The sequence below is a fragment of the Reyranella sp. GW821-FHT14A01 genome, assembly GCF_058803965.1.
In genome coordinates this window covers 23,268-43,637 of sequence record NZ_JBXAPM010000022.1, presented here as the reverse complement: position 1 = coordinate 43,637, position 20,370 = coordinate 23,268, and the positions used below count along the sequence as shown (strand labels likewise).

Here is a 20,370-nt window from a genome sequence, read left to right as displayed (position 1 = left end):
CCCCCTTGGCTTGTGGCTCCGAGGGGGAATCGCTAGAAATTGTGGCAACAGGCGAGTTCGAACCACTGGCCATTGGGGTAGTTTATATGAAGTTCTTCGTCGATACCGCCGATGTCGCCGATATCAAGGATCTGGCTGCCTCCGGCCTGCTCGACGGCGTGACGACCAACCCCTCGCTGATCGCCAAGTCCGGCCGGCAGATGCTCGACGTGATCAAGGAGATCTGCGCCATCGTCCCGGGCCCGGTCAGCGCCGAAACGGTCGCGACCGACCACAAGACGATGCTCGAGGAAGGCCGCAAGCTCGCCAAGCTGGCCAAGAACGTCACCGTGAAAGTGCCGCTGACGCCCGACGGGCTCAAGACCTGCAAGGTGCTGACCTCCGAAGGCACGATGGTGAACGTCACCCTGTGCTTCTCGGCGGCGCAGGCACTACTGGCGGCCAAGGCCGGCGCCACCTTCATCTCGCCCTTCGTCGGCCGCCTCGACGATATCGGCCAGGACGGCATGCATCTCATCGGCGAGATCATGACGATCTATCGGCAGTATCCGCACTTCAAGACCGAGGTGCTGGTGGCCTCGATCCGCCATACCCAGCATGTGATCGCCGCCGCCAAGCTCGGCGCCCATGTCGGCACCCTGCCGCCCAACGTGCTGCGCCAGCTCTTCAAGCACACGCTGACGGACAATGGCCTAAAAGCCTTCCTCGACGACTGGGCCAAGACCGGCCAGTCGATCCTCTGACCCGGAGGCGGGCGCATGGCCAGTGACGGTACGATTCCGGCGCCCGACGGCTCGGGCCGGCAGGTGAAGCTGATCACCGCCGACGACGTCGTGGCCTATCTCAAGGCCCATCTCGACTTCTTCGACAAGCACGGCGAGCTGGCCGCCGAGATGGGCGTCACGCCGCGGGTCCAGGGGCCGGGCGTCATCGACATGCAGCAGGCGATCCTGAAGCGCCTGCGCGGCGAGATCGAAAAGCTCAAGGACGAGCGCACCGAGATCATCGCCAACTCCAAGCAGAACCAGATCGTCCAGAACCGCATCCAGGCGGCGGTCATCAGCATCATCCAGGCGACGACCTTCGAGAAGATGATCCACGTCGTGACGCACGAGCTGCCGGAGCTGCTCGATGTCGATTTCATCACGATGGCGATCGAGGCCAATGCCGACGCGCCCAAGCGCGTGCCCGTGCGCGGCGTCTACGTGCTGGCGCCGGGCGCCATCGATGCCGCCATCGGTCCGGACAAACATGCCCGCCTGCGCTCCAACATCGCGGGCGAGGAAGCCTTCTTCGGCGACGTCGCGCGCTTCGTGAAGTCCGACGTGCTGATGCGCCTGCAGGTTTCCTCGGGTTCGCCCGACGGTGTCATGTGCTTCGGCGCCCGCGATCCCGAAGCCTTCGGGCCGGAGATGTCGACCGAGCTCCTGTTCTTCCTGTCGAAGGTGCTGGAGAACACCATCCGCGCCTGGCTCGACCTGCCGGAGTGACACCGGGGTGAGCGTCGCAGACGCCCAGGAAGCGTGGCGCGACTGGCTGAAGAGCGAGCGCCGCCTCGCCGTCCACACGCTCACCGCCTACGAGCACGACGTCGCGACCTTCCTTGGTTTCATGGCGACCTATCTCGGCGAGATACCGACGCTCGATGCGCTGGCCCGACTGAAGCCCGCCGAGTTCCGCGCCTGGCTGGCCGAGCGGTCGCGCCAGGGCATGGCCCGCACCTCGACGGCACGCGCCTTCTCCTCGGTGCGCTCGTTCTTCCGCTTCCTCGACAAGAACAAGCTCGCCCACAATGCGAGCATCGCCACCATCCAGACGCCCAAGCTGCCGCGCTCCGTGCCGAAGGCGCTGAGCGAGCGCGACATGGAGGATGTGCTGCAGGCCGAGTCCGACCAGGACCGCGCGCCGTGGATCGACCAGCGCGATGCCGCGGTGCTGATCCTGCTCTACGGCGCCGGCCTGCGTATCGGCGAGGCGCTGTCGCTCACCAAGGCTGAGGTCGACGATCTCCTAAAGAACGGCCGCGACACGCTCTCGGTCACCGGCAAGGGCAACAAGACGCGGCTGGTGCCGCTGCTGCCGCAGGCCCTGCAGGCCCTGAAAGCCTATCGCGACAACTGCCCATGGCTCGCCGCGGCCAAGCCCACGGATCGCGTCTTCGTCGGCGCCCGCGGCGGCGCGCTCGATCCCGCCATCGTGCAGAAGCGGGTGCGCGAGATCCGCCGCGAGCTCGGCCTGGCCGAAAGCGTGACGCCGCACGCGCTGCGCCATTCCTTCGCCACGCACCTGCTAGGCGCCGGCGGCGACCTGCGCACGATTCAGGAGTTGCTGGGCCACGCCTCGCTGTCGACGACGCAGCGCTACACCGACGTCGACTCGGCCCGCCTCGCCGCCGTCTATCGCGCCGCCCATCCGCGCGCCAAAGGCTGAACCATGCCGCAGCATATTGGAATCGTCGCCTGCTCGGCCGAGGGCGCGGCGCTTTGCTACAAGACCATCTGCGTCGAGGGCGGCCAGTTGATGGGCCCGCACGCCCATCCCGAAGTCTCGATGCACACCCATTCGCTGGCCGACTATGTCGAGCGGCTGGATCGCGGCGATCGCGCCGGCGTGGCCGAGCTTATGCTGTCCTCGGCCAACAAGCTCGCGAGCGCCGGCGCCGATTTCCTGATCTGCCCCGACAACACGATCCATCAGGCGATGGAGCACGTGCTGCCGCGCTCGCCCCTGCCCTGGCTGCACATCGCCGAGGTGGTCGCCGCCGAAGCCGCGGCACGTGGCTACTGGAAGCTTGGCATCACCGGCACGCGCTGGCTGATCGACAGCGAGGTCTATCCGGAGAAGATCGAGGCCCGCGGACTCGCATGGCTGCGGCCGACCGAGGCCGAGCGCGACGAGACCAACCGCATCATCATGGAGGAGCTGGTCCAGAGCGTGTTCACGCCGCAAGCCGTCACCGCCTACCAGCGCGTGATGGATCGCATGAAGGCCGAAGGCTGCGATGCGGTCATCCTGGGCTGCACGGAAATCCCGCTGATCATGAACGACGCCAACTCGCCCTTGCCGACGCTCGATTCGACGCGGCTCCTGGCGCGCGCAGCACTCCGGCGCGCCGTTACACCGCCCGCTGCAGGACCCTAGCGTCGCGCTTCTGTTGCTGAAGTTGTGGTTCACGCTCGAGGACGCCTATCTGCCGGTCGATCTCCGCCATGACCGTCTTCGCGAAGGGTCCGAGATGGAGATAGAGCGTGATCTGGATGACCACCACCTCCAGAGCGGACGGATTGTGCCGGGCAATGTCGATGAAGGTGCGCCAGAAATGCGGTGCGAGAAGCGGACGGCCGACCGTCATGCGCCACATCAGGCGGAGTAGCGTATTACGATCGCGGGGGCTGACGACCGGCCGGGCCGTTATGGGATGGTTGGGGCGTCGCAGGTTGAGGCCCGATCTGCGAACCCGCTCGAAGTAGGCGGCGGGCCGATAGGTCGCTTCGAGAACCGCCCGATAGTCCTTCAGAATGTCGATGCGCGGGCGGCGGGTCTCGAAATTCAGTCCCGCCGTGCACTGGTCGCCGAGTCCAATGTCGGAGAAGGGCAACAGTCGCCCCTCCTTCTCCAGGCGGCGGGTCAACTGGGTCGAGGGCAACGCCGTCAGCAGCCCCACCATGCAAACCGGAATGTCGGTGGCCTCGATGCAGTCGATCATCGTCTCGGCGACGCGAAGCTCCTCGGTGTCGAAGCCGACGATGAAGCCCGCGACCACCATCATCCCTGCCGCGTGGATCTTGTGCACGCTCTCGGCCAGGCTCCTGCGCGTGTTCTGCTTCTTGCGGGCCGAGACGAGCGTGGCGGTATCGGGGCTTTCGATGCCCACGAAGATGGCGAAGAAATTGGCCCGCTTCATCAAGTCGAGCAACTCGGCATCGTCCGACAGGTTGATCGACGCCTCGGTCGAGAACATGAAGGGATAGCCGGTGCTCTTCTGCCAGGCCTCGAGTGCGGGCAGGAACTTCTTCAACGCCTTCTTGTTGCCGATGAGATTGTCGTCGACGAAATCGACATGGCCGCGATAGCCGGCATCGTGCAGCGCCTGCAGCTCGGCCAGCATCTGCGGCACCGTCTTGGAGCGGGGCACGCGGCCGAACAGCTCGATGATGTCGCAGAACTCGCAGTTGAACGGACAGCCGCGCGAGAACTGCACGCCGACGAAGAGATAATGATTGAAGTTCAGCAGGTCGAAGCGCGGGATCGGGCTCGTCGTGATATCGGCCTTGAACTTCTCGCCCTCGAACCTTCCCGTCCGCGCGCCGGACTCCCAGGCTTCGACGAAGCGGTCGATGAGGCCCTCGGCCTCGCCGATGACCAGGAATTCCGCATGCTCGAAGACCTCGGGGCTGGACATGGCATCGGGCCCGCCGACCACCACCGGCTTGCCCTGCGCCTGTGCCAGGTGGATGACTTCGAGCGAATCGAGGCGCTGCGGCATCATTCCGCCGGTCATGACCATGTCGGCCCAGGCGAGATCGGCGGCGTCGAGTTCTTCGGCGTTGCGGTTGACGAGCCTGATGTTCCAGGTGCGCGGCAGCAACGCCGCCAGGGTGATCAGGCCGAGCGGGGGCGCCGGACAGCGGACGCCCTGGATGTCGCAAGCCGCCTGCAGGCTCCAGAACGAGTTCGGATTGAAGCGCGGAAAGATCATGAGAACATTCGGTGTCGCCATGGCCGCTCCTTCGCTTGGTGTCAGGAAAAACCACCCGCAACCGCCGATCGGACGGCGGGGTTCGATGCGTTACGCATACAGCACCGGTGAAGAACGCAGACCAGTTGAACACGCGGCGGGCCACGGCACAATTGCTGTGCCGCCACGCTGCGGACGAAGTCACAATTTGGACGTTTACCTCGTTATTGGGAGGTAATTGCTTCGTAGCAGACGTGGAGCGCGCCACCGCTGCGCGGCTCGCATGACGTCAAGGTCAGCTTAAGCTCCGGCGTGCCGGGCGCGATGAGCGGAATGCCGTCGCCCAGCACGATGGGGACGATCGCCATCTCCAGTATGTCGAGCTTGCCGGCCGCGATCATGCCGCGGATCACCTTGGCGCCGCCCTCGACCCAGACCCGCCCATAGCCGCGCGCTTCCAGTTCGGCCGCCACCAGCGCGAGATCGCCCGAGCGCGCTTCGACGGAAGGCGGCGGATCGACCAGCGGGCGGTTCGTCATGACGATCGTCTGCTTGTCGCCATAGGGCCAGTCGCCGAAGCCGCGCATGACCTCGTAGGTGTCGCGTCCCATCAGGATCGCGTCGATACTCGCCATCAGGGCGCCGAAGCCGAACTCCTGCGGCGGGTAGCGCTCCAGCCAGTCGAACGAACCGTCGGCCCGCGCGATCTTGCCATCGAGCGACATCGCGATGTGACAGTGCCAGATCGTCTTTGCCATCTATCCGTCACCAGAACTAGAACAGCACCGTCACGCGTAGCGAGAAGACCGCCGCCATGGACTGTGTCGGCGTGAGCGCCGGCTGGAAATAGAGCTGAACGTCCGGCGTGATCAACAGGTGCCTGACCGACCACGACCAGTAAAGCTCGACCATCGTCTCGCTGGGGTTCACGAAGGTGTCGGTATAGAGGGTCTGGTTGACCCGGTTCCAGGCAAAGCCCAGCCCGATCTGGTCGAGCGGCGCGCGGCCCAGCGGATTGTTGTAGACCGCGCCGCCCGCGATCGACGACTGGATGTACTGGCTCGAGTTCCACGCGGTGTTGGCGCGAACGAACAGGCCCCAATGCTTGCCGAACGGCTGCGAGGCGTTGAACGACAGGCCCGAGCTCGCCTGCGGCTGCATCTCGACGCTCGGCAGGTTGTAGTAGAACAGCGAGTAGCTGCCGCCGTTCAGCTTCCCGGAGAGGGGCGACCAAGCACCGTAGAGGAACCAGGAATACTGGCCCTGCCCCACTGTGTTGAACTGGATGTAGTTGGACGGCAGGACGTTGTTGGCGTCCTGGAAACCCGCGGCGAGAGCGATCTCCTTGGTCGGGTTGACCTGGATGTAGGCGCCGAGACTGCCCTGCGAGTAGTTCTGGCTGCCGTTCTGCGACAGCGAATAGCCGATGAAGTTGACCTGCTCGTTGTTGGCGTAGGCGTTGCTGTCGAAATTCGTGAAGGGAAACTGCCCCACCGTCAGCGACACGAAATGACCGGGAAAGTCGTGCGTGTAGCTCACCTGCGCGAAGGTGAGCTGGTTGATCGGATAGTCGTTGACCTGGCTGTTGAGGTTGAGCCGGTTCTGCAGGCTGGCGCCGGTCTGGCCCGACCAGTACTGGGTCGCGAGGTAGGCAAACTGGAAGGAGCCGGCGCCGAGCTCGGGATCCTTGAACAGCTTCCAGTTCACCGCCGGCGAGAACTGGGCCTGCACCGCGCCATAGTCGTTGCCGGGCGTGCCCCACTGGCCCAGGGCCGACGAGGTCAGCGAGTAGAAGATGCCTGTCGACTTCTGGATCTCCTTCTTCGCCAGGGCGTAGCGCCGGGACGCGTCGTCGAATTCCTGGTCGAGGAAATATTGCTCGCGCGCCTCGGCCGCCCGCACCCGGTTATGGACTCTGCCGACATGGCGCGTACCGTCCGGGTCGTATGCCGCCTGCACCTCGGCCTGGGCCTCGGCCGGGGTTTGGGCTCCCGCTTCCGCGAGCGGAAAAAACAGGGCGGTCAGTGCGCCAATCCAAACAACCGAACGCATGCGCTCCCGCCGGCCCACGTTACGGCTTGAGAGCCTTTTCGAGGAACGCCTTCACGTCGATCACGAACTGCCTCCAGGCGGGCTCGTGGGCGCCGTAATGCGCACCGCAGCAACCGCCGGGCTTGCTGCGGTTGCCAACGCCGTCGAGATAGCGCACCGGCAGGCCGAGTGCATCGAAGCTGTGATGAGCGTTTTCATAAACTTTTGTTTCAATCAGCTCCCTGCCGCGCACGACCCGCTCCATCACGGCCCGGCACTGCGAGACCGGCGTCCAGTCGTCGAGCGCGCCCATGGCGAAGAACGTGGGCTGCCGCACCGCAAGGCGCGGCCCCAGCGAATCGGCCAGCGCGCAGTCGGGATAGAGCAGCACGACGGCGCGCGCCGCAGAGTGTGTCTGATCCTCGGGCTTGCCCGACAGCGCCCGCAGCATCGCCACGCCGCCGCCGTAGGAATATCCCATGTAGCCGAGCCGCCGCGGATCGATGCCCGGCTGCTTCGCCAGCCAGGCGAGCGTCGCATCGATGTCGCCGGCCCGCGCCTCGGCCGCCGCCGGCGTCGGCCAGTTGCGCCCGCAGACATCCTTGAGGCCGCGCGCCGAGAAACTGTCGACCACCAGCGCGGCATAGCCCCACGAGGCGAGCAGCCCCGCCATGCGCGACGTGTTCTGTCCCGGTCCGCCGCAGCCATGGAACAGCGCGACCGCGGGAAGCGCCGCCGTCGCGTTGGCGGGCCGGAACATCTGCGCGGACAGCTGGACCGTGCGGCCGTTTTGTTCGACGGGGACACGGACATTCTGCTGGGCCAGCGCGGGCATCGCGCATAGTAAAGCGAGCAGAAACATCAGCCTTGCCATCATCGCAGGACCGTAACCGATGCGAGGGCAGAGACAACAGGTGGATTGCAAGTGAACGACACGCTCTACACGATCTCCACCTGGGTGATCCCGGCCATCCTCGCCATCACCTTGCACGAGGCCGCGCACGGCTTCGTCGCCTATCGCTTCGGCGACACCACCGCCTGGCAGCAGGGCCGCGTGACCCTCAATCCGCTGAAGCATATCGACCCGTTCGGCACGATCCTCCTGCCGGGCCTGCTGATCTTCCTGCGCGCGCCTTTCCTGTTCGGCTACGCCAAGCCGGTGCCGGTGAATTTCCGGGCGCTGAACAATCCGAAGCGCGACATGGTGTGGGTCGCCGCGGCTGGTCCCGCCACCAACATCCTCCTGGCCCTGGCGGCGGGCCTGCTGGCGCATCTCGCTTTTCTCCTGCCGCTGCCCGCCGCGAAGTGGACGATCCTCAACATCGAGAACGCGATCCTGATTAACGTCGTGCTCGCCCTCTTCAACATGATCCCGCTGCCGCCGCTGGACGGCGGGCGGGTCGCCGTCGGCCTGCTGCCCGACAGCCTGGCGCTGCCGCTGGCGCGGCTCGAGCCCCTCGGGGTGCCGATCCTGCTCGGGCTGATCTTCATCCTGCCCCTGATCGGCAATCAGCTTGGCAGGGACCTGAACGTCATCGGCTGGATTCTCGGCGAGCCGGTCAACGGGCTGGTCAACCTCGTCATCCGCGTGACCGGCAACGGCTGACCGGCAACGGTACCCTGACACCTGATTCAGGAGCCGCTGCCTTCGATTCGTTTGTTTCGTTTATTTCGCTTATTTCGTTTGCTCGCCTGGAAAGACTCTAGGTTCGAACGTCGTCCGCCTCGGCGGGTGCGCCCGTCTGGGGCGGGGCGATGTTCATCGCTTGCCGCTCCTCGGCGATGCTGGCGACGGCGGCACGGACGCCGGGGTGGCGCGCCATGAACTGGTTGAAGTCGCGCCGGTCGAGCACCAGGAACTGGCAGAAGTCGACGGCGATGATATCGGCGGTGCGGCGCTCGCCGGTCAACAGCGCCATCTCGCCGAAATAGGCGCCGGGCTCGAGGCGGATGACCCGGTCGGCGACATGCACTTCGACGGCACCCGACGAGATGAAGTACATGCCGTCGGCCCGGTCGCCGCGGCGGATGACGCGGTCGCCGGGCGAGGCCGATTTCGGCCGAAACATCAGCAGCAGCGATTCCTGGTCCTGGCGCTCGACGAGCTGCAGCATGGGGAAGAGTTCCAGCAGGCTGTTCAGCTTGAGGTCCTCGGCCTTCGAGCGCTCTTCCTGGCGAGCCTTGATGACGGCGAGCTGGCGGCCCAGCGACTCGTAGTGCCGCCGGCCATAGAACGGTGCACCGGCCGGCTGGGCCACGCGCTTCTGCAGCAGGCCGACCACGTAGAAGACCAGCGGGTTCAGCATGATCGAGAAGAGCGCGCCGCCGACCACCAGGTCGCGGCCCTCGTTCGGCACCAGCCCGGCCGAGATGCCGAGCGCGATCAGGATGAAGGAGAATTCGCCGATCTGCGCCAGGCTGGCCGACACCATGAGGCCGGTGCCGACCGGGTAGCGCAGCAGCATGATGATGGCGAAGGCGATCAGCGACTTGCCGAAGATGATCAGCGCCAGCACCGACAGGACGGCGCCCGGCGAGCGGTAGAGGATCGTCGGATCGAACAGCATGCCGACCGAGACGAAGAACAGCACCGAGAAGGCGTCCTGCAGCGGCAGCGAGTCGGCCGCCGCCTTGTGGCTGAACGAGGACTCGCTCAGCACGACGCCCGCGAAGAACGCGCCCAGGGCAAAGGAGACGCCGAAGATGTGCGCCGATCCATAGGCGATGCCGAGCGCCACCGCGAGGACCGAGAGCGTGAACAGCTCGCGCGAACCGGTGCGGGCAACGCGGGCCAGCATCCACGGCACCACCTTGGGGCCGATCAGGATCGCGATGACGGCGAAGGCCGCGACCTTCGAGAGCGTGGCCATCAGTTCCAGCGCGATCGGCATGCCCGACGGCTCGTGGCCCTGGATCGGCTTGCCGCCCAGCACCTCGGCGAAGGCCGGCAGCAGCACCAGCGCCAGCACCATCGCCAGATCCTCGACGATCAGCCAGCCCACGGCGACGCGGCCGTTGGGACTGTCGACCAGGTTGCGCTCCTCCAGCGCCTTGAGCAGCACGACCGTACTCGCGACGGACAGGCTCAGGCCGACCACGAGGCCGGTACCGAAGCTCCAGCCCCACAGCGAGCACATGCCGATGCCGAGCAGGGTCGCCAGCACGATCTGGCCGATGGCCCCCGGTATGGCGATGCCTTTGACGGCCAGGAGGTCGGAGGCGGAGAAATGCAGTCCGACGCCGAACATCAGCAGGATCACGCCCACTTCGGCGAGCTGGGCCGAGAGCCCCGCATCGGCGACGAAGCCCGGCGTGTAGGGACCGATGAAGATGCCGGCGACGAGATACCCGACCAGCGGCGGGAGGCGAAGCCGGTCCGCGACATAGCCGAAGCCGAACGCGAGGACGAAACCGATGGCGATGGTGGAAATCAGTGCCGCTTCGTGATGCACGCGCAGAGCCTGCCGGTCGTTGAGGAGGAACAACGATTTTAAAGAGATGTGGCGGCGTTTGCACTTATTGTGAATTGCACATCATCGTAGCATCCGCAGGCCGCGTGCGGCATCGTGGAAGAAAATCCAGACGCGCGCGGAATAATTCCACCGGGCGTGGCGTCTCTCTCCCTGCAGACCAACAGCTGCATGGGAGTCACAGAATGCTGAAGACGATCCTCTCGACCGCCGCCGCCCTGGCGATCCTCGCCGCCGGCAGCGCCTTCGCCGCCGATCCCGCCTCCGCCACGCCGCCGATGATGAAGAACGGCATGTTCGTCACCGCGAGCGGCATGACGCTCTACACGTTCGACAAGGACGCCACGCCGGGCAAGTCGGTGTGCAACGGGCAATGCGCCACCAACTGGCCGCCGGCCCTCGTCGCCGACGGCGCCAAGGCGGCGGGCGACTGGACGATCGTCACGCGCGACGACGGGCTGAAGCAGTGGGCCTACAAGGGCAAGCCGGTCTACGCCTTCGCCAAGGACACCAAGGCCGGCGACACGACCGGCGACGGCTTCCTGCAGGGCGCCTGGCACATCGCGAAGTAACGACAATGGAACCGGCGCCGGCCCCGTTTCGGCCGGCACCACCCATCCTGTTGTAGAGTATCGCCATGGCCGATGCGGAAGCCCTGCTCGAACCGCTGATCCCCGCGCTGCGCCGCTATGCCTACGCGCTGGTGCGCGACCACGATGCCGCCGACGACCTGGTGCAGGACACGCTGGAGCGCGCGCTGTCGCGCTGGACCTTGCGCCGGAGCGACGGCGACCTCAGGGCCTGGCTGTTCACCATCCAGCGCAACCTTTACATCTCGGCGCTGCGGCAGGACCGGCGGCGCGGGCCCCATGTCGAGCTCGACGAGGCGACGACACCCTCGATGGCCGCTCAGCAGGAAAGCGGCGTCGAGGTGCAGGATATCCTGGCGGCGCTCGACCAGTTGCCGGAGGAGCAAAAGTCGCTTCTGCTGCTGGTCGGGGTCGAGGATTTTTCATACGACGACGCGGCGAAGGTCATGGGTGTGCCGGCGGGCACCGTGATGTCGCGGCTGTCGCGCGGCCGGCAGCGGCTGCGCGCGCTGCTGGAGACGGGGCGCGCCACGCTCCTGCGGAGAGTGAAATGACCGGCCCCAATACCCCAAAGAGCGAGTATCCCATCGGCGAGGACGAGCTGCAGGCGTTCGTCGACGAGCGGCTGGACGGCGAGCGCCGCGTCGCCGTCGAAGCCCATCTCGCCAACCATCCCGAACTGGCCGAGCGCATTGCCCTGGAGCGTCGCCAGCGCGCCATCCTGCGCAGCCGCCTCGATGCCAAGTTCGCCGAGCCCATCCCTACCCGCCTCCGCATCGCCAACCTGCGCGCGGCACGCCGCACCTTCTGGGCGCGCAGCTGGACGGCCGCCGCCGCTGCGGTCGTCATTTTCGTGACCGGTGCGACAGCCGGCTGGTTCGCCAACGAGATCGCCCCGGCACCGCTGCCGATCGCGCCGACCGCCAGCGTGGCGCAGGGCGCGCATGCCGCCTACCGCACCTTCGTGGTCGAGGTTGCCCATCCGGTCGAGGTCGGTGTGCAGCAGGAAGCGCATCTGCTGCAGTGGCTCTCCAAGCGGCTCGGCCGCAAGCTCGCCGCGCCCGACCTCTCGCGCTTCGGCTACAAATTGATGGGCGGCCGCCTGCTGCCGGGCGCCAACGGCGCAGCGGCCCAGCTCATGTACGACGATACCAGCGGCAAGCGGCTCACCATCTATGTCCGCGCCGCCGACGGCACGGAGACCGCGTTCCGCTTCCAGAAGGAAGGCGAGGCCTCGACCTTCGCCTGGATCGACCAGGGTTTCGGCTTCGCGGTGACGGCGACGGCCAGCCGCGACGAGCTGCTGCCGATCGCCGAGGCGGTCTATCGCGGGTTTGAAGGGAAGAGTTAACTTTTACTTCGACGGATCCGTCAGATCCTCGAATTCCTTGAGGTGGCGCGGTGCCCATTTGTGGTCACGGGCCTTCACGATCCATTCGTCGAGCTTCGGCCAGCGCCGCCGCGCCGAGGTCACCCATCTGCGGCCGGTCTCGAATTCGGTGGCCAGCAGATAGAGGGCGATCACGAAGAAGATCCAGCCCTGCAGGATCGGCACGAAGCCGCCGACCACCGACATCACCAGACAGGCAGCGATCGCAAGCACCATCAGGGGCTTGCGCATGGCGGCCTAGAGATGGATCGGCTTGTCCCAGGCAGCGAGGGCGGCTTCCTTCATCGCCTCGTTGACCGTGGGATGGGCGTGGCAGACGCGGCCGATATCCTCGGCCGAGGCGGAGAATTCCATGGCCATGGCGGCCTCGGCGATCATCGTGCCGGCTTCGGCGCCGAAGATATGGACGCCCAGCACCTTGTCGGTCGCCTTGTCGGCCAGGACCTTCACGAAACCCTCCGTCGTTCCGTTCGCGCGGCTGCGCGGGTCGGCGGTGAACGGATACTTGCCGACCTTATAGGCAACGCCCGCTGCCTTGAGTTGTTCCTCGGTCTTGCCGACCCAGGCCACCTCGGGCTGGGTGTAGATGATCGAGGGCACGAGATCCCAGTTCACATGGCCCTTCTGGCCCGCGATGGTCTCGACGCAGGCGACGCCATCCTCGCTCGCCTTGTGCGCCAGCATCGGCCCGTCGATCACGTCGCCGATGGCGTAGATGCCGGGCACCGAGGTCTGGAAATGGCCGTCAACGGCAATGCGGCCGCGCTCGGTCATCTTCACCCCGATCTTGTCGAGGCCCAGCCCCTGCACGAAGGGACGGCGGCCGATCGAGACCAGCACGACATCGGCTTCGAGCGTCTCGGCCGCACCACCCTTCGCCGGCTCGACGGTGAGCGTCACGCCCGCATCGGTCGTCTCGGCCTTGGTGACCTTGGCGCCGAGCTTGAACTTCAGCCCCTGCTTGGTGAGGGTGCGCTGGAAGAACTTGGTGATCTCGTCGTCGACGCCCGGCGTGATGCGGTCGAGGAACTCGACCACGGTCACGTCGGCGCCGAGGCGGCGCCAGACCGAGCCCAGTTCGAGGCCGATGATGCCGGCGCCGACCACGACGAGACGCTTCGGCACCTCGGCGAGTTCGAGCGCACCGGTCGAGGAGACGATCTTCTTCTCGTCGATCGTCACGCCGGGCAGCGGCGTCACTTCCGAGCCCGTGGCGATCAGGATGTTCTTCGTCGCGAGCGTATCCTTCACCGCGCCGTCGTCGCCGAGGACCGCGACGGAGCCCGCCGCCTCGATGCGGCCCGCGCCGGTGTAGGAGGCGATCTTGTTCTTCTTGAACAGAAAGGCGACGCCCTTGGTGGTGGCCTCGACGACCTCGCCCTTGCGCTTCATCAGTTGGGCGAAATCGAGCTTCGGCGCCTCGACGAGGATGCCGTGCACGCCGAGATCGTGGCCCGCTTCCTCGAACAGGTGCGAGGATTGCAGCAGTGCCTTCGACGGGATGCAGCCGACGTTGAGGCACGTGCCCCCGAGCGTCGCCCGCTTCTCGACGACGGCCACCTTGAGCCCGAGCTGCGATGCCCGGATCGCGGCGACGTAGCCGCCGGGCCCGGCACCAATCACGACCAGATCGAAGGATTCGTTTGCCATGAACGCACCGTGATTATCGAAAAATCGGTGTCATCCCGAGCGCAGCGAGGGATCCTTGATCGAACGCAGCGAAGGATCCCTCGCTGCGCTCGGGATGACACGGTTGTTGAACTAGACGCCGAGCAGCATGCGCTCGGGATCCTCGAGGCAGTCCTTGACCTTGACCAGGAACAACACGGCTTCGCGGCCGTCGATGATGCGATGGTCATAGGACAGCGCGAGGTACATCATCGGCCGCGCCTTGATCTCGCCGCCGACCACCATCGGCCGCTGCTGGATCTTGTGCATGCCGAGGATGGCCGACTGCGGCGGGTTCAGGATCGGCGTCGACATCAGCGAGCCGTAGACGCCGCCGTTCGAGATCGTGAAGGTGCCGCCCGTCAGGTCGGCGATCGACAGCTTGCCGTCGCGCGCTTTGCGGCCGAGATCGCCGATGCCCTTCTCGATACCCGCGAAGTCCAGCACATCGGCATCGCGCAGCACCGGCACGACGAGGCCCTGCGGCGTGCCGACGGCGACGCCGATGTCGTAATAGTTCTTGTAGACGAGCTCGTCGCCCTCGATCTCGGCATTGACCGCCGGCAGCTCCTTGAGCCCGGCGATGCAGGCCTTCACGAAGAACGACATGAAGCCCAGCCGGGCGCCGTGCTTCTTCTCGAAATCGTCCTTCAGCCGGTCGCGCAGCGCCATCACGCCGGTCATGTCCACCTCGTTGAAGGTGGTGAGCATGGCGGCGGTGTTCTGCGCGTCCTTGAGGCGGTTGGCGATGGTGCGGCGCAGCCGCGTCATCTTCACCCGCTCCTCGCGGTCGGCCTTGAGGCGCGGGCCCGACGGCGCGGCGGGCTTGGCGGCCGGCGCGGCAGCGGCCGGGATCGACGAAAGTGCTGCCAGCACGTCTTCCTTGGTCGCGCGGCCGTCCTTGCCGGTCGGCTGGATGGCGGCGGCGGACACGCCCTTCTCCTCGGCGAGCTTGCGCGTCGCGGGCCCCGAGGCGGCAAGATTGGCGCCGGCGGGCGCGGCGGCCGGCGCCGGTGCGGGCGCAGCGGGCTTCGGTGCAGCCGGCGCGGGCGCGATCGCAGCGGCAGCCTTCGGCGCAGCGGCACCGGCAGCTCCCGCCTCGATGTGGCAAAGCACGCCGCCCACCTGGACGGACGCGCCTTCTTCGACGGCGAGTTCAGTGATGGTGCCGGCAACGCTGGCATTCACCTCGACGGTGACCTTGTCCGTTTCCAGCTCGCACAGAGGCTGGTCGACGGTGACCGCATCACCCGCCTTCACCAACCACTTGGCGACGGTCGCCTCGGTGACCGATTCGCCCAGAGTGGGAACCTTGATCTCGACGGCCATGATTACACTTCCTCTTCTCTGCCCGCGCTCAACCGATCGTGAGAGCGCGGTCGACCAGATCGGCCTGTTCCTTGAGATGCGTGCGCGCCGAACCGGTGGCGGGCGACGCGGCTTCGGCGCGGCCGACATAGATCGGCCGCTTCGCCTTGACGTCGATGTTCGCCAGCGCGCGCTCGATGCGGCGGTCGACGAAGTGCCAGGCGCCCATGTTCTCGGCCTCCTCCTGGCACCATACGATCTCGGCATTGGGATATTGTGAAAGCCGCACACCGAGCCGCGTGAACGGGAACGGATAGAGCTGCTCGATGCGGATGATGGCGATGTCGTCGATCTTGCGCTTGCGGCGCTCGGCGACGAGATCGAAGTAGACCTTGCCCGAGCACAGCACGACGCGGCGCACCTTGGCGTTGTCGACCAGCTGGTCGGTCTCGGCGAGGATGCGGCGGAACGAGCCGCCCGGTCCGAAGTCGGCCAGGGTCGAGACGCAATCCTTGTGACGCAGCAGCGACTTCGGCGTCATCACCACCAGCGGCTTGCGGAAGGAGCGGCGCATCTGGCGACGCAGCGCATGGAAGTAGTTGGCCGGCGTCGTCGGGTTGATGACCTGCCAGTTGTCCTCGGCGGAGAGCTGCAGGTAGCGCTCGAGGCGCGCGGAGCTGTGCTCCGGTCCCTGACCCTCGTAGCCGTGCGGCAGAAGCAGGACGAGGCCCGACATGCGCAGCCACTTGCTCTCGCCCGAACAGATGAACTGGTCGATGATGACCTGCGCGCCGTTGGCGAAGTCGCCGAACTGCGCCTCCCACAGGACCAGCGCATTGGGCTCGGCCAGCGAGTAGCCGTACTCGAAGCCCAGCACGCCCGCCTCGTTCAGCGGGCTGTCGATCACCTCGAAGCGGGCCTGGCCGTCCGCGACATGGTTGAGCGGGATGTACTTGGCCTCGGTCGCCTGGTCGACCAGCACCGAATGGCGTTGCGAGAAGGTGCCGCGGCCGGAGTCCTGGCCGCTGAGCCGCACCGGCGTGCCTTCCGACAGGAGCGTGCCGAAAGCCAGCGCCTCGGCGGTCGCCCAGTCGATGTTCTCGCCCGTGTCGATCGTCTTGCGCTTCTCCTGGAGCTGGCGAACGATCTTGCGATTGAGCTCGAAGTGCGCCGGCGGCTCGGAGATCGCCCGGCCGACAGCCTTGAGCTTGTCGAGGCCGACGGCGGTAACGCCCTTGCGATCCTCCTCGCCCGGCGCAACCGTGATGCCCGCCCACTTGCCCTCGAGCCAGTCGGCCTTGTTGGGCTTGTAGTTGGTCGCGGCCTCCAGCGCCTTGTCGAGCTTCTCGCGCAGCGCATTGTCCATGGCGGCGACCTCGTCGGCCGTCACAACGCCCGCGGCTTCGAGCGAAGCGGCGTAGACTTCCTTCACCGACCGATGCGCGCCGATCTCCTTGTACATCAGCGGCTGGGTGAACATCGGCTCGTCACCCTCGTTGTGGCCGTGCCGGCGGTAGCAGAACATGTCGATGACGATGTCGCGCTTGAAATGCTGGCGGAACTCCGTCGCGATGCGCGAGACATGGACCACCGCCTCGGGATCGTCGCCGTTCACGTGCAGGATCGGCGCCTGCACGATCTTCGCGACTTCCGTGCAATAGGGACCGGAACGCGACTCGGTCGGCAGAGTCGTGAAGCCGATCTGGTTGTTCACGACGAAATGGATGGTGCCGCCGATGCGGTAGCCCGCGAGGTCGGAGAGGTCGAGGCTCTCGGCCACCAGGCCCTGGCCCGCGAAGGCCGCGTCGCCGTGCATCAGGATGCACATGACCTGGCTGCGGTCGGTATCGCCGCGCTGGTCTTCCTTGGCGCGCGCCTTGCCCAGGATGACCGGGTTCACCGCCTCGAGATGCGAGGGATTGGGCGACAGCGAGAGATGGATCACGTTGCCGTCGAACTCGCGATCGGCCGAGGCGCCCAGGTGATACTTCACGTCACCCGAGCCGCGCATCTCCTCGGGCTGCGAGGAGCGGCCCTGGAATTCGGAGAACAGCGCGGTGTAGCTCTTGTGCATGACGTGCACGAGGGTGTTCAGGCGGCCGCGATGCGGCATGCCCAGCATCACTTCCTTCACGCCGAGCTGGCCGCCGCGCTTCAGGATCTGCTCGATGCCGGGGATCAGCGATTCGCCGCCGTCGAGGCCGAAGCGCTTGGTGCCGACGAACTTCACGTGCAGGTAGCGCTCGAGCCCCTCGGCCTCGCCGACCCGCTCGAGGATCATCTTGCGGCCGGTGACGGTGAATTCGGTCTGGTTCTCGATATGCTCGATGCGCTCCTGGATCCACGCCTTCTGGGCGGGATCGGAGATGTGCATGAATTCGACGCCGATCTTGCCGCAATAGGTCTTGCGCAGGCGCTCCATGATCTGGCGCAGCGTCGCCGATTCACCCAGCGCCAGCGAGCCGAAGATCAGGATCGGGCGGTCCCAGTCGGCCTCGGCGAAGCCGTAGGTCGCCGGATCGAGTTCGGGATGGGGCGCCTGGCGCACCAGGCCGAGCGGATCGAGGTCGGCCGCGAGATGACCGCGGATCCGGTAGGCGCGGATCAGCATCAGCGCGCGTGCGGTGTCCTGCGCGGCCGTGCGGATTTCTTCCTCGGTCTTGCCGGCGATCGCGGGAGCGGCGGGTGCTGCCGCGCCGTTGGCCGCCTTGCCGCCTTTCACGTTGCGATTTGCCGGCGCCGGGACGGCGTCGGGATCGACGGCGCCGATCACCCGTGCGCCATTGGGCGCCCAGGAGGCGCCACGCACCTCGGCCAGCACGTCACCCTTCTGCTCGGCCAAGGCGCCGAAGAAGGTCTGCCATTCGCTGTCGACCGACTGGGGGTCGGCGAGGAACCGTGCGTAGAGTTCCTCGATAAAAGGCGCGTTTGCGCCGAACAGGAACGAGGTCTGTTCTGCTCTCATGGCCCTTACTCCCTGGCCCGTATCTGTTTGCCGCCTGGCAGAGGCTTGGCGGCCGATCTGCCTGTCAGCCCTTCAGGGCCTTAAGCATTTCTTCGCCCAATGCCGCGGGGGACTCCGCAACCCTGATGCCGGCCGAGCGCATGGCCTCGACCTTGAACTCCGCCGTGTCGTTGCCGCCCGAGATCACCGCGCCGGCATGGCCCATGCGGCGGCCCGGAGGGGCGGTGCGGCCGGCGATGAAGCCGACGACCGGCTTCTTCGTTCCGGACGCCTTGAGGAACTCGGCGCCCTTCACTTCGGCGTCGCCGCCGATCTCGCCGATCATCACGATGCCCTCGGTCTCGGGATCGCGGATGAACATGTCGAGGCATTCGATGAAGTTCGTGCCGTTCACCGGATCGCCGCCGATGCCGATGCAGGTCGTCTGGCCAAGGCCCGTGGCCGTGGTCTGCGCCACCGCTTCATAGGTCAGCGTTCCCGAGCGCGAGACGATGCCGATCCTGCCACGCTTGTGGATGTGGCCCGGCATGATGCCGATCTTGCATTCGCCCGGCGTGATGACGCCGGGGCAGTTCGGGCCGATCAGGCGCGACTTCGAGCCGGTGAGCGCCCGCTTCACCTTCACCATGTCGAGCACCGGGATGCCCTCGGTGATGCAGACGATCAGCGGGATCTCCGAGTCGATCGCCTCGAGGATCGAATCGGCCGCGAACGGCGGCGGCACGTAGATCACCGACGCGTTGCAGCCTGTCTTCTCGACCGCTTCCGCGACCGTGTCGAAGACCGGCAGGTCGAGATGCGTGGAGCCGCCTTTGCCCGGCGTCACGCCGCCCACCATCTTGGTGCCGTAGGCGATCGCCTGCTCGGAATGGAAGGTGCCCTGCGAGCCGGTGATGCCCTGGCAGATAACCTTGGTGTTCTTGTCGACCAGGACGGCCATCAGTTGTTCTCCTTCACGGCCTTGACGATCTTCTCGGCCGCATCCGCGAGGTTTTCTGCCGAAGTGATCTTGAGGCCGGATTCCTTGAGGATCTTCTTGCCGAGCTCGACGTTCGTGCCTTCCAGCCGGACGACCAGCGGAACGTGGAGATTGACCTCGCGGGCCGCGGCGACGACGCCCTCGGCGATCACGTCGCAGCGCATGATGCCGCCGAAGATGTTGACCAGGATGCCCTCGACGTTGGGATCCTTGAGGATGATCTTGAAGGCCGCCGTCACGCGCTCCTTGGTGGCGCCACCGCCGACATCGAGGAAGTTGGCCGGCGAGGAACCGTAGAGCTTGATGATGTCCATGGTGGCCATGGCGAGGCCCGCGCCGTTCACCATGCAGCCGATCTGGCCGTCGAGCTTGACGTAGTTCAGCGCGTATTTCGCGGCCTCGGTCTCGGCCGGATCCTCCTCGTCGAGATCGCGCAGCTCCTCCAGCTCCTTGTGCCGCTCGAGAGCGTTGTCGTCGAAGTTCATCTTGGCATCGAGCGCGACAATGTCGCCCGCGCCGGTGACGACCAGCGGATTGATTTCGATCAGCGAGCAGTCGAGCTCGATGAAGGCCCGGTAGAGATTGCCAAGGAGCTTGGCGAAAGCACCGACCTGCTTGCCCTGGAGGCCGAGGGCGAAGGCGATCTTGCGGCCCTGGTAGCCCTGGTAGCCGGCGGCCGGATCGATGGCCTGGCTGACGATCTTCTCGGGCGTCTCGTGCGCGACGGTCTCGATGTCCATGCCGCCTTCGGTCGAGGCGACCACGGCGATACGGCCGACGGCGCGGTCGACCAGCATGGAGAGATAAAGCTCGCGTTTGATGTCGCAGCCGTCCTCGATGTAGAGGCGCTGGACCTTCTTGCCGGCCGGTCCCGTCTGCTTGGTGACGAGGTCGTGGCCGAGCATCGCCGCCGCCGCCGCACCGACTTCGTCGGCCGACTTGGCGATGCGCACGCCGCCCTTGCCGTTCGGATCTTCCTTGAAATGTCCCTTGCCGCGACCGCCGGCGTGGATCTGCGCCTTCACGACCGTCACGGGGCCGCCCAGCTTGCGGGCGACATCGATCGCCTCGTCCTGCGTATAGGCAACGCCGCCCTTCAGAAGGGGGACGGCGAATTTGGCCAGCAACGCCTTGGCCTGATACTCATGGATGTTCATCGAGTCCTCTCGTCGGGACAGCCCGCAAGGGCATGCTTCCCTCAGTTTTTAAACGAAACTGACCAAGGGATGCGGCACTTTATGAGCGCCACAAGCCCTTGGCAACGACGGACTGATGAACGTTTAGGGTCGTT

At 66.2% G+C, this 20,370-nt stretch carries 19 protein-coding genes; 8 read left to right on the top strand and 11 right to left on the bottom strand.

Annotated elements, in window-relative coordinates; translation table 11 throughout:
• Positions 1-86: 86 nt before the first annotated feature.
• From fsa to AC1ROX_RS28705, 4 genes are read left to right on the top strand one after another with little or no spacing between them, the layout of a single operon-like run.
• Positions 87-743, top strand: a complete 657-nt coding sequence (fsa, locus tag AC1ROX_RS28720; protein ID WP_068192649.1) for a fructose-6-phosphate aldolase — start codon at positions 87-89, stop codon at positions 741-743.
• Between the two features lie 15 nt (positions 744-758).
• Positions 759-1,490: a DUF484 family protein gene (locus tag AC1ROX_RS28715; RefSeq protein WP_493131812.1), complete on the top strand. Its 732-nt coding sequence runs from the start codon at positions 759-761 to the stop codon at positions 1,488-1,490.
• 7 nt (positions 1,491-1,497) lie between these two features.
• On the top strand, positions 1,498-2,430 hold the full coding sequence (locus tag AC1ROX_RS28710; RefSeq protein WP_493131810.1) for a tyrosine recombinase XerC: 933 nt from the start codon (positions 1,498-1,500) through the stop codon (positions 2,428-2,430).
• Positions 2,431-2,433: 3 nt separating this feature from the next.
• On the top strand, positions 2,434-3,141 hold the full coding sequence (locus AC1ROX_RS28705; protein WP_493131808.1) for an aspartate/glutamate racemase family protein: 708 nt from the start codon (positions 2,434-2,436) through the stop codon (positions 3,139-3,141).
• On the opposite strand, the gene AC1ROX_RS28700 is transcribed toward AC1ROX_RS28705, so the two are convergent.
• The 4 genes from AC1ROX_RS28700 to AC1ROX_RS28685 form a co-directional block, all read right to left on the bottom strand.
• Positions 3,116-4,720, bottom strand: a complete 1,605-nt coding sequence (locus AC1ROX_RS28700) for a B12-binding domain-containing radical SAM protein (protein WP_493131806.1) — start codon at positions 4,718-4,720, stop codon at positions 3,116-3,118. The genes AC1ROX_RS28705 and AC1ROX_RS28700 overlap by 26 nt on opposite strands.
• A gap of 182 nt (positions 4,721-4,902) precedes the next feature.
• Entirely contained in the window at positions 4,903-5,436 is a 534-nt protein-coding gene (locus tag AC1ROX_RS28695) for a dihydrofolate reductase family protein (RefSeq protein WP_493131804.1), read from the bottom strand.
• Between the two features lie 16 nt (positions 5,437-5,452).
• Positions 5,453-6,730: a carbohydrate porin gene (locus tag AC1ROX_RS28690; protein ID WP_493131802.1), complete on the bottom strand. Its 1,278-nt coding sequence runs from the start codon at positions 6,728-6,730 to the stop codon at positions 5,453-5,455.
• Between the two features lie 19 nt (positions 6,731-6,749).
• Positions 6,750-7,544 carry a dienelactone hydrolase family protein gene (locus tag AC1ROX_RS28685; protein ID WP_493131800.1) on the bottom strand — a complete coding sequence of 265 codons (795 nt, stop codon included), beginning with the start codon at positions 7,542-7,544 and terminating at the stop codon, positions 6,750-6,752.
• Positions 7,545-7,634: 90 nt separating this feature from the next.
• On the opposite strand from AC1ROX_RS28685, the gene AC1ROX_RS28680 reads away from it, so the two are divergent.
• Positions 7,635-8,315, top strand: a complete 681-nt coding sequence (locus AC1ROX_RS28680) for a site-2 protease family protein (RefSeq protein WP_493131798.1) — start codon at positions 7,635-7,637, stop codon at positions 8,313-8,315.
• A 97-nt stretch (positions 8,316-8,412) separates the two neighbouring features.
• Here AC1ROX_RS28680 and AC1ROX_RS28675 read toward each other — a convergent pair whose 3' ends face one another.
• Positions 8,413-10,161, bottom strand: a complete 1,749-nt coding sequence (locus AC1ROX_RS28675; protein ID WP_493131869.1) for a cation:proton antiporter domain-containing protein — start codon at positions 10,159-10,161, stop codon at positions 8,413-8,415.
• A gap of 203 nt (positions 10,162-10,364) precedes the next feature.
• Between AC1ROX_RS28675 and AC1ROX_RS28670 the strand changes: the two genes are divergently transcribed.
• From AC1ROX_RS28670 to AC1ROX_RS28660, 3 genes are all read left to right on the top strand, one after another.
• Positions 10,365-10,751, top strand: a complete 387-nt coding sequence (locus tag AC1ROX_RS28670; RefSeq protein WP_493131796.1) for a COG4315 family predicted lipoprotein — start codon at positions 10,365-10,367, stop codon at positions 10,749-10,751.
• Positions 10,752-10,816: 65 nt separating this feature from the next.
• A complete protein-coding gene (locus AC1ROX_RS28665) occupies positions 10,817-11,323 on the top strand; it encodes a sigma-70 family RNA polymerase sigma factor (protein WP_493131794.1) in 507 nt (168 codons plus the stop codon).
• Complete coding sequence (locus tag AC1ROX_RS28660) at positions 11,320-12,120, top strand: anti-sigma factor family protein (protein ID WP_493131791.1); 801 nt, start codon at positions 11,320-11,322, stop codon at positions 12,118-12,120. The genes AC1ROX_RS28665 and AC1ROX_RS28660 overlap by 4 nt, the downstream gene beginning before the upstream one ends.
• 3 nt (positions 12,121-12,123) lie before the next feature.
• Here AC1ROX_RS28660 and AC1ROX_RS28655 read toward each other — a convergent pair whose 3' ends face one another.
• The 6 genes from AC1ROX_RS28655 to sucC all read right to left on the bottom strand — a co-directional run bounded on the left by AC1ROX_RS28655 (position 12,124) and on the right by sucC (position 20,236).
• Complete coding sequence (locus AC1ROX_RS28655; RefSeq protein ID WP_493131789.1) at positions 12,124-12,390, bottom strand: hypothetical protein; 267 nt, start codon at positions 12,388-12,390, stop codon at positions 12,124-12,126.
• 6 nt (positions 12,391-12,396) lie between these two features.
• Positions 12,397-13,809 (bottom strand): dihydrolipoyl dehydrogenase, encoded by a 1,413-nt coding sequence (gene lpdA, locus AC1ROX_RS28650; RefSeq protein WP_493131787.1) that lies wholly within the window; start codon positions 13,807-13,809, stop codon positions 12,397-12,399.
• A gap of 111 nt (positions 13,810-13,920) precedes the next feature.
• A complete protein-coding gene (gene odhB, locus AC1ROX_RS28645) occupies positions 13,921-15,156 on the bottom strand; it encodes a 2-oxoglutarate dehydrogenase complex dihydrolipoyllysine-residue succinyltransferase (protein ID WP_493131785.1) in 1,236 nt (411 codons plus the stop codon).
• Between the two features lie 28 nt (positions 15,157-15,184).
• Positions 15,185-18,100 (bottom strand): 2-oxoglutarate dehydrogenase E1 component, encoded by a 2,916-nt coding sequence (locus AC1ROX_RS28640; protein ID WP_493131783.1) that lies wholly within the window; start codon positions 18,098-18,100, stop codon positions 15,185-15,187.
• A gap of 64 nt (positions 18,101-18,164) precedes the next feature.
• Entirely contained in the window at positions 18,165-19,040 is an 876-nt protein-coding gene (gene sucD / locus AC1ROX_RS28635) for a succinate--CoA ligase subunit alpha (protein ID WP_493131781.1), read from the bottom strand.
• Positions 19,040-20,236: an ADP-forming succinate--CoA ligase subunit beta gene (sucC, locus tag AC1ROX_RS28630; RefSeq protein ID WP_493131779.1), complete on the bottom strand. Its 1,197-nt coding sequence runs from the start codon at positions 20,234-20,236 to the stop codon at positions 19,040-19,042. Before sucC ends, sucD begins: the two co-directional genes overlap by 1 nt.
• Between the last annotated feature and the right edge of the window lie 134 nt (positions 20,237-20,370).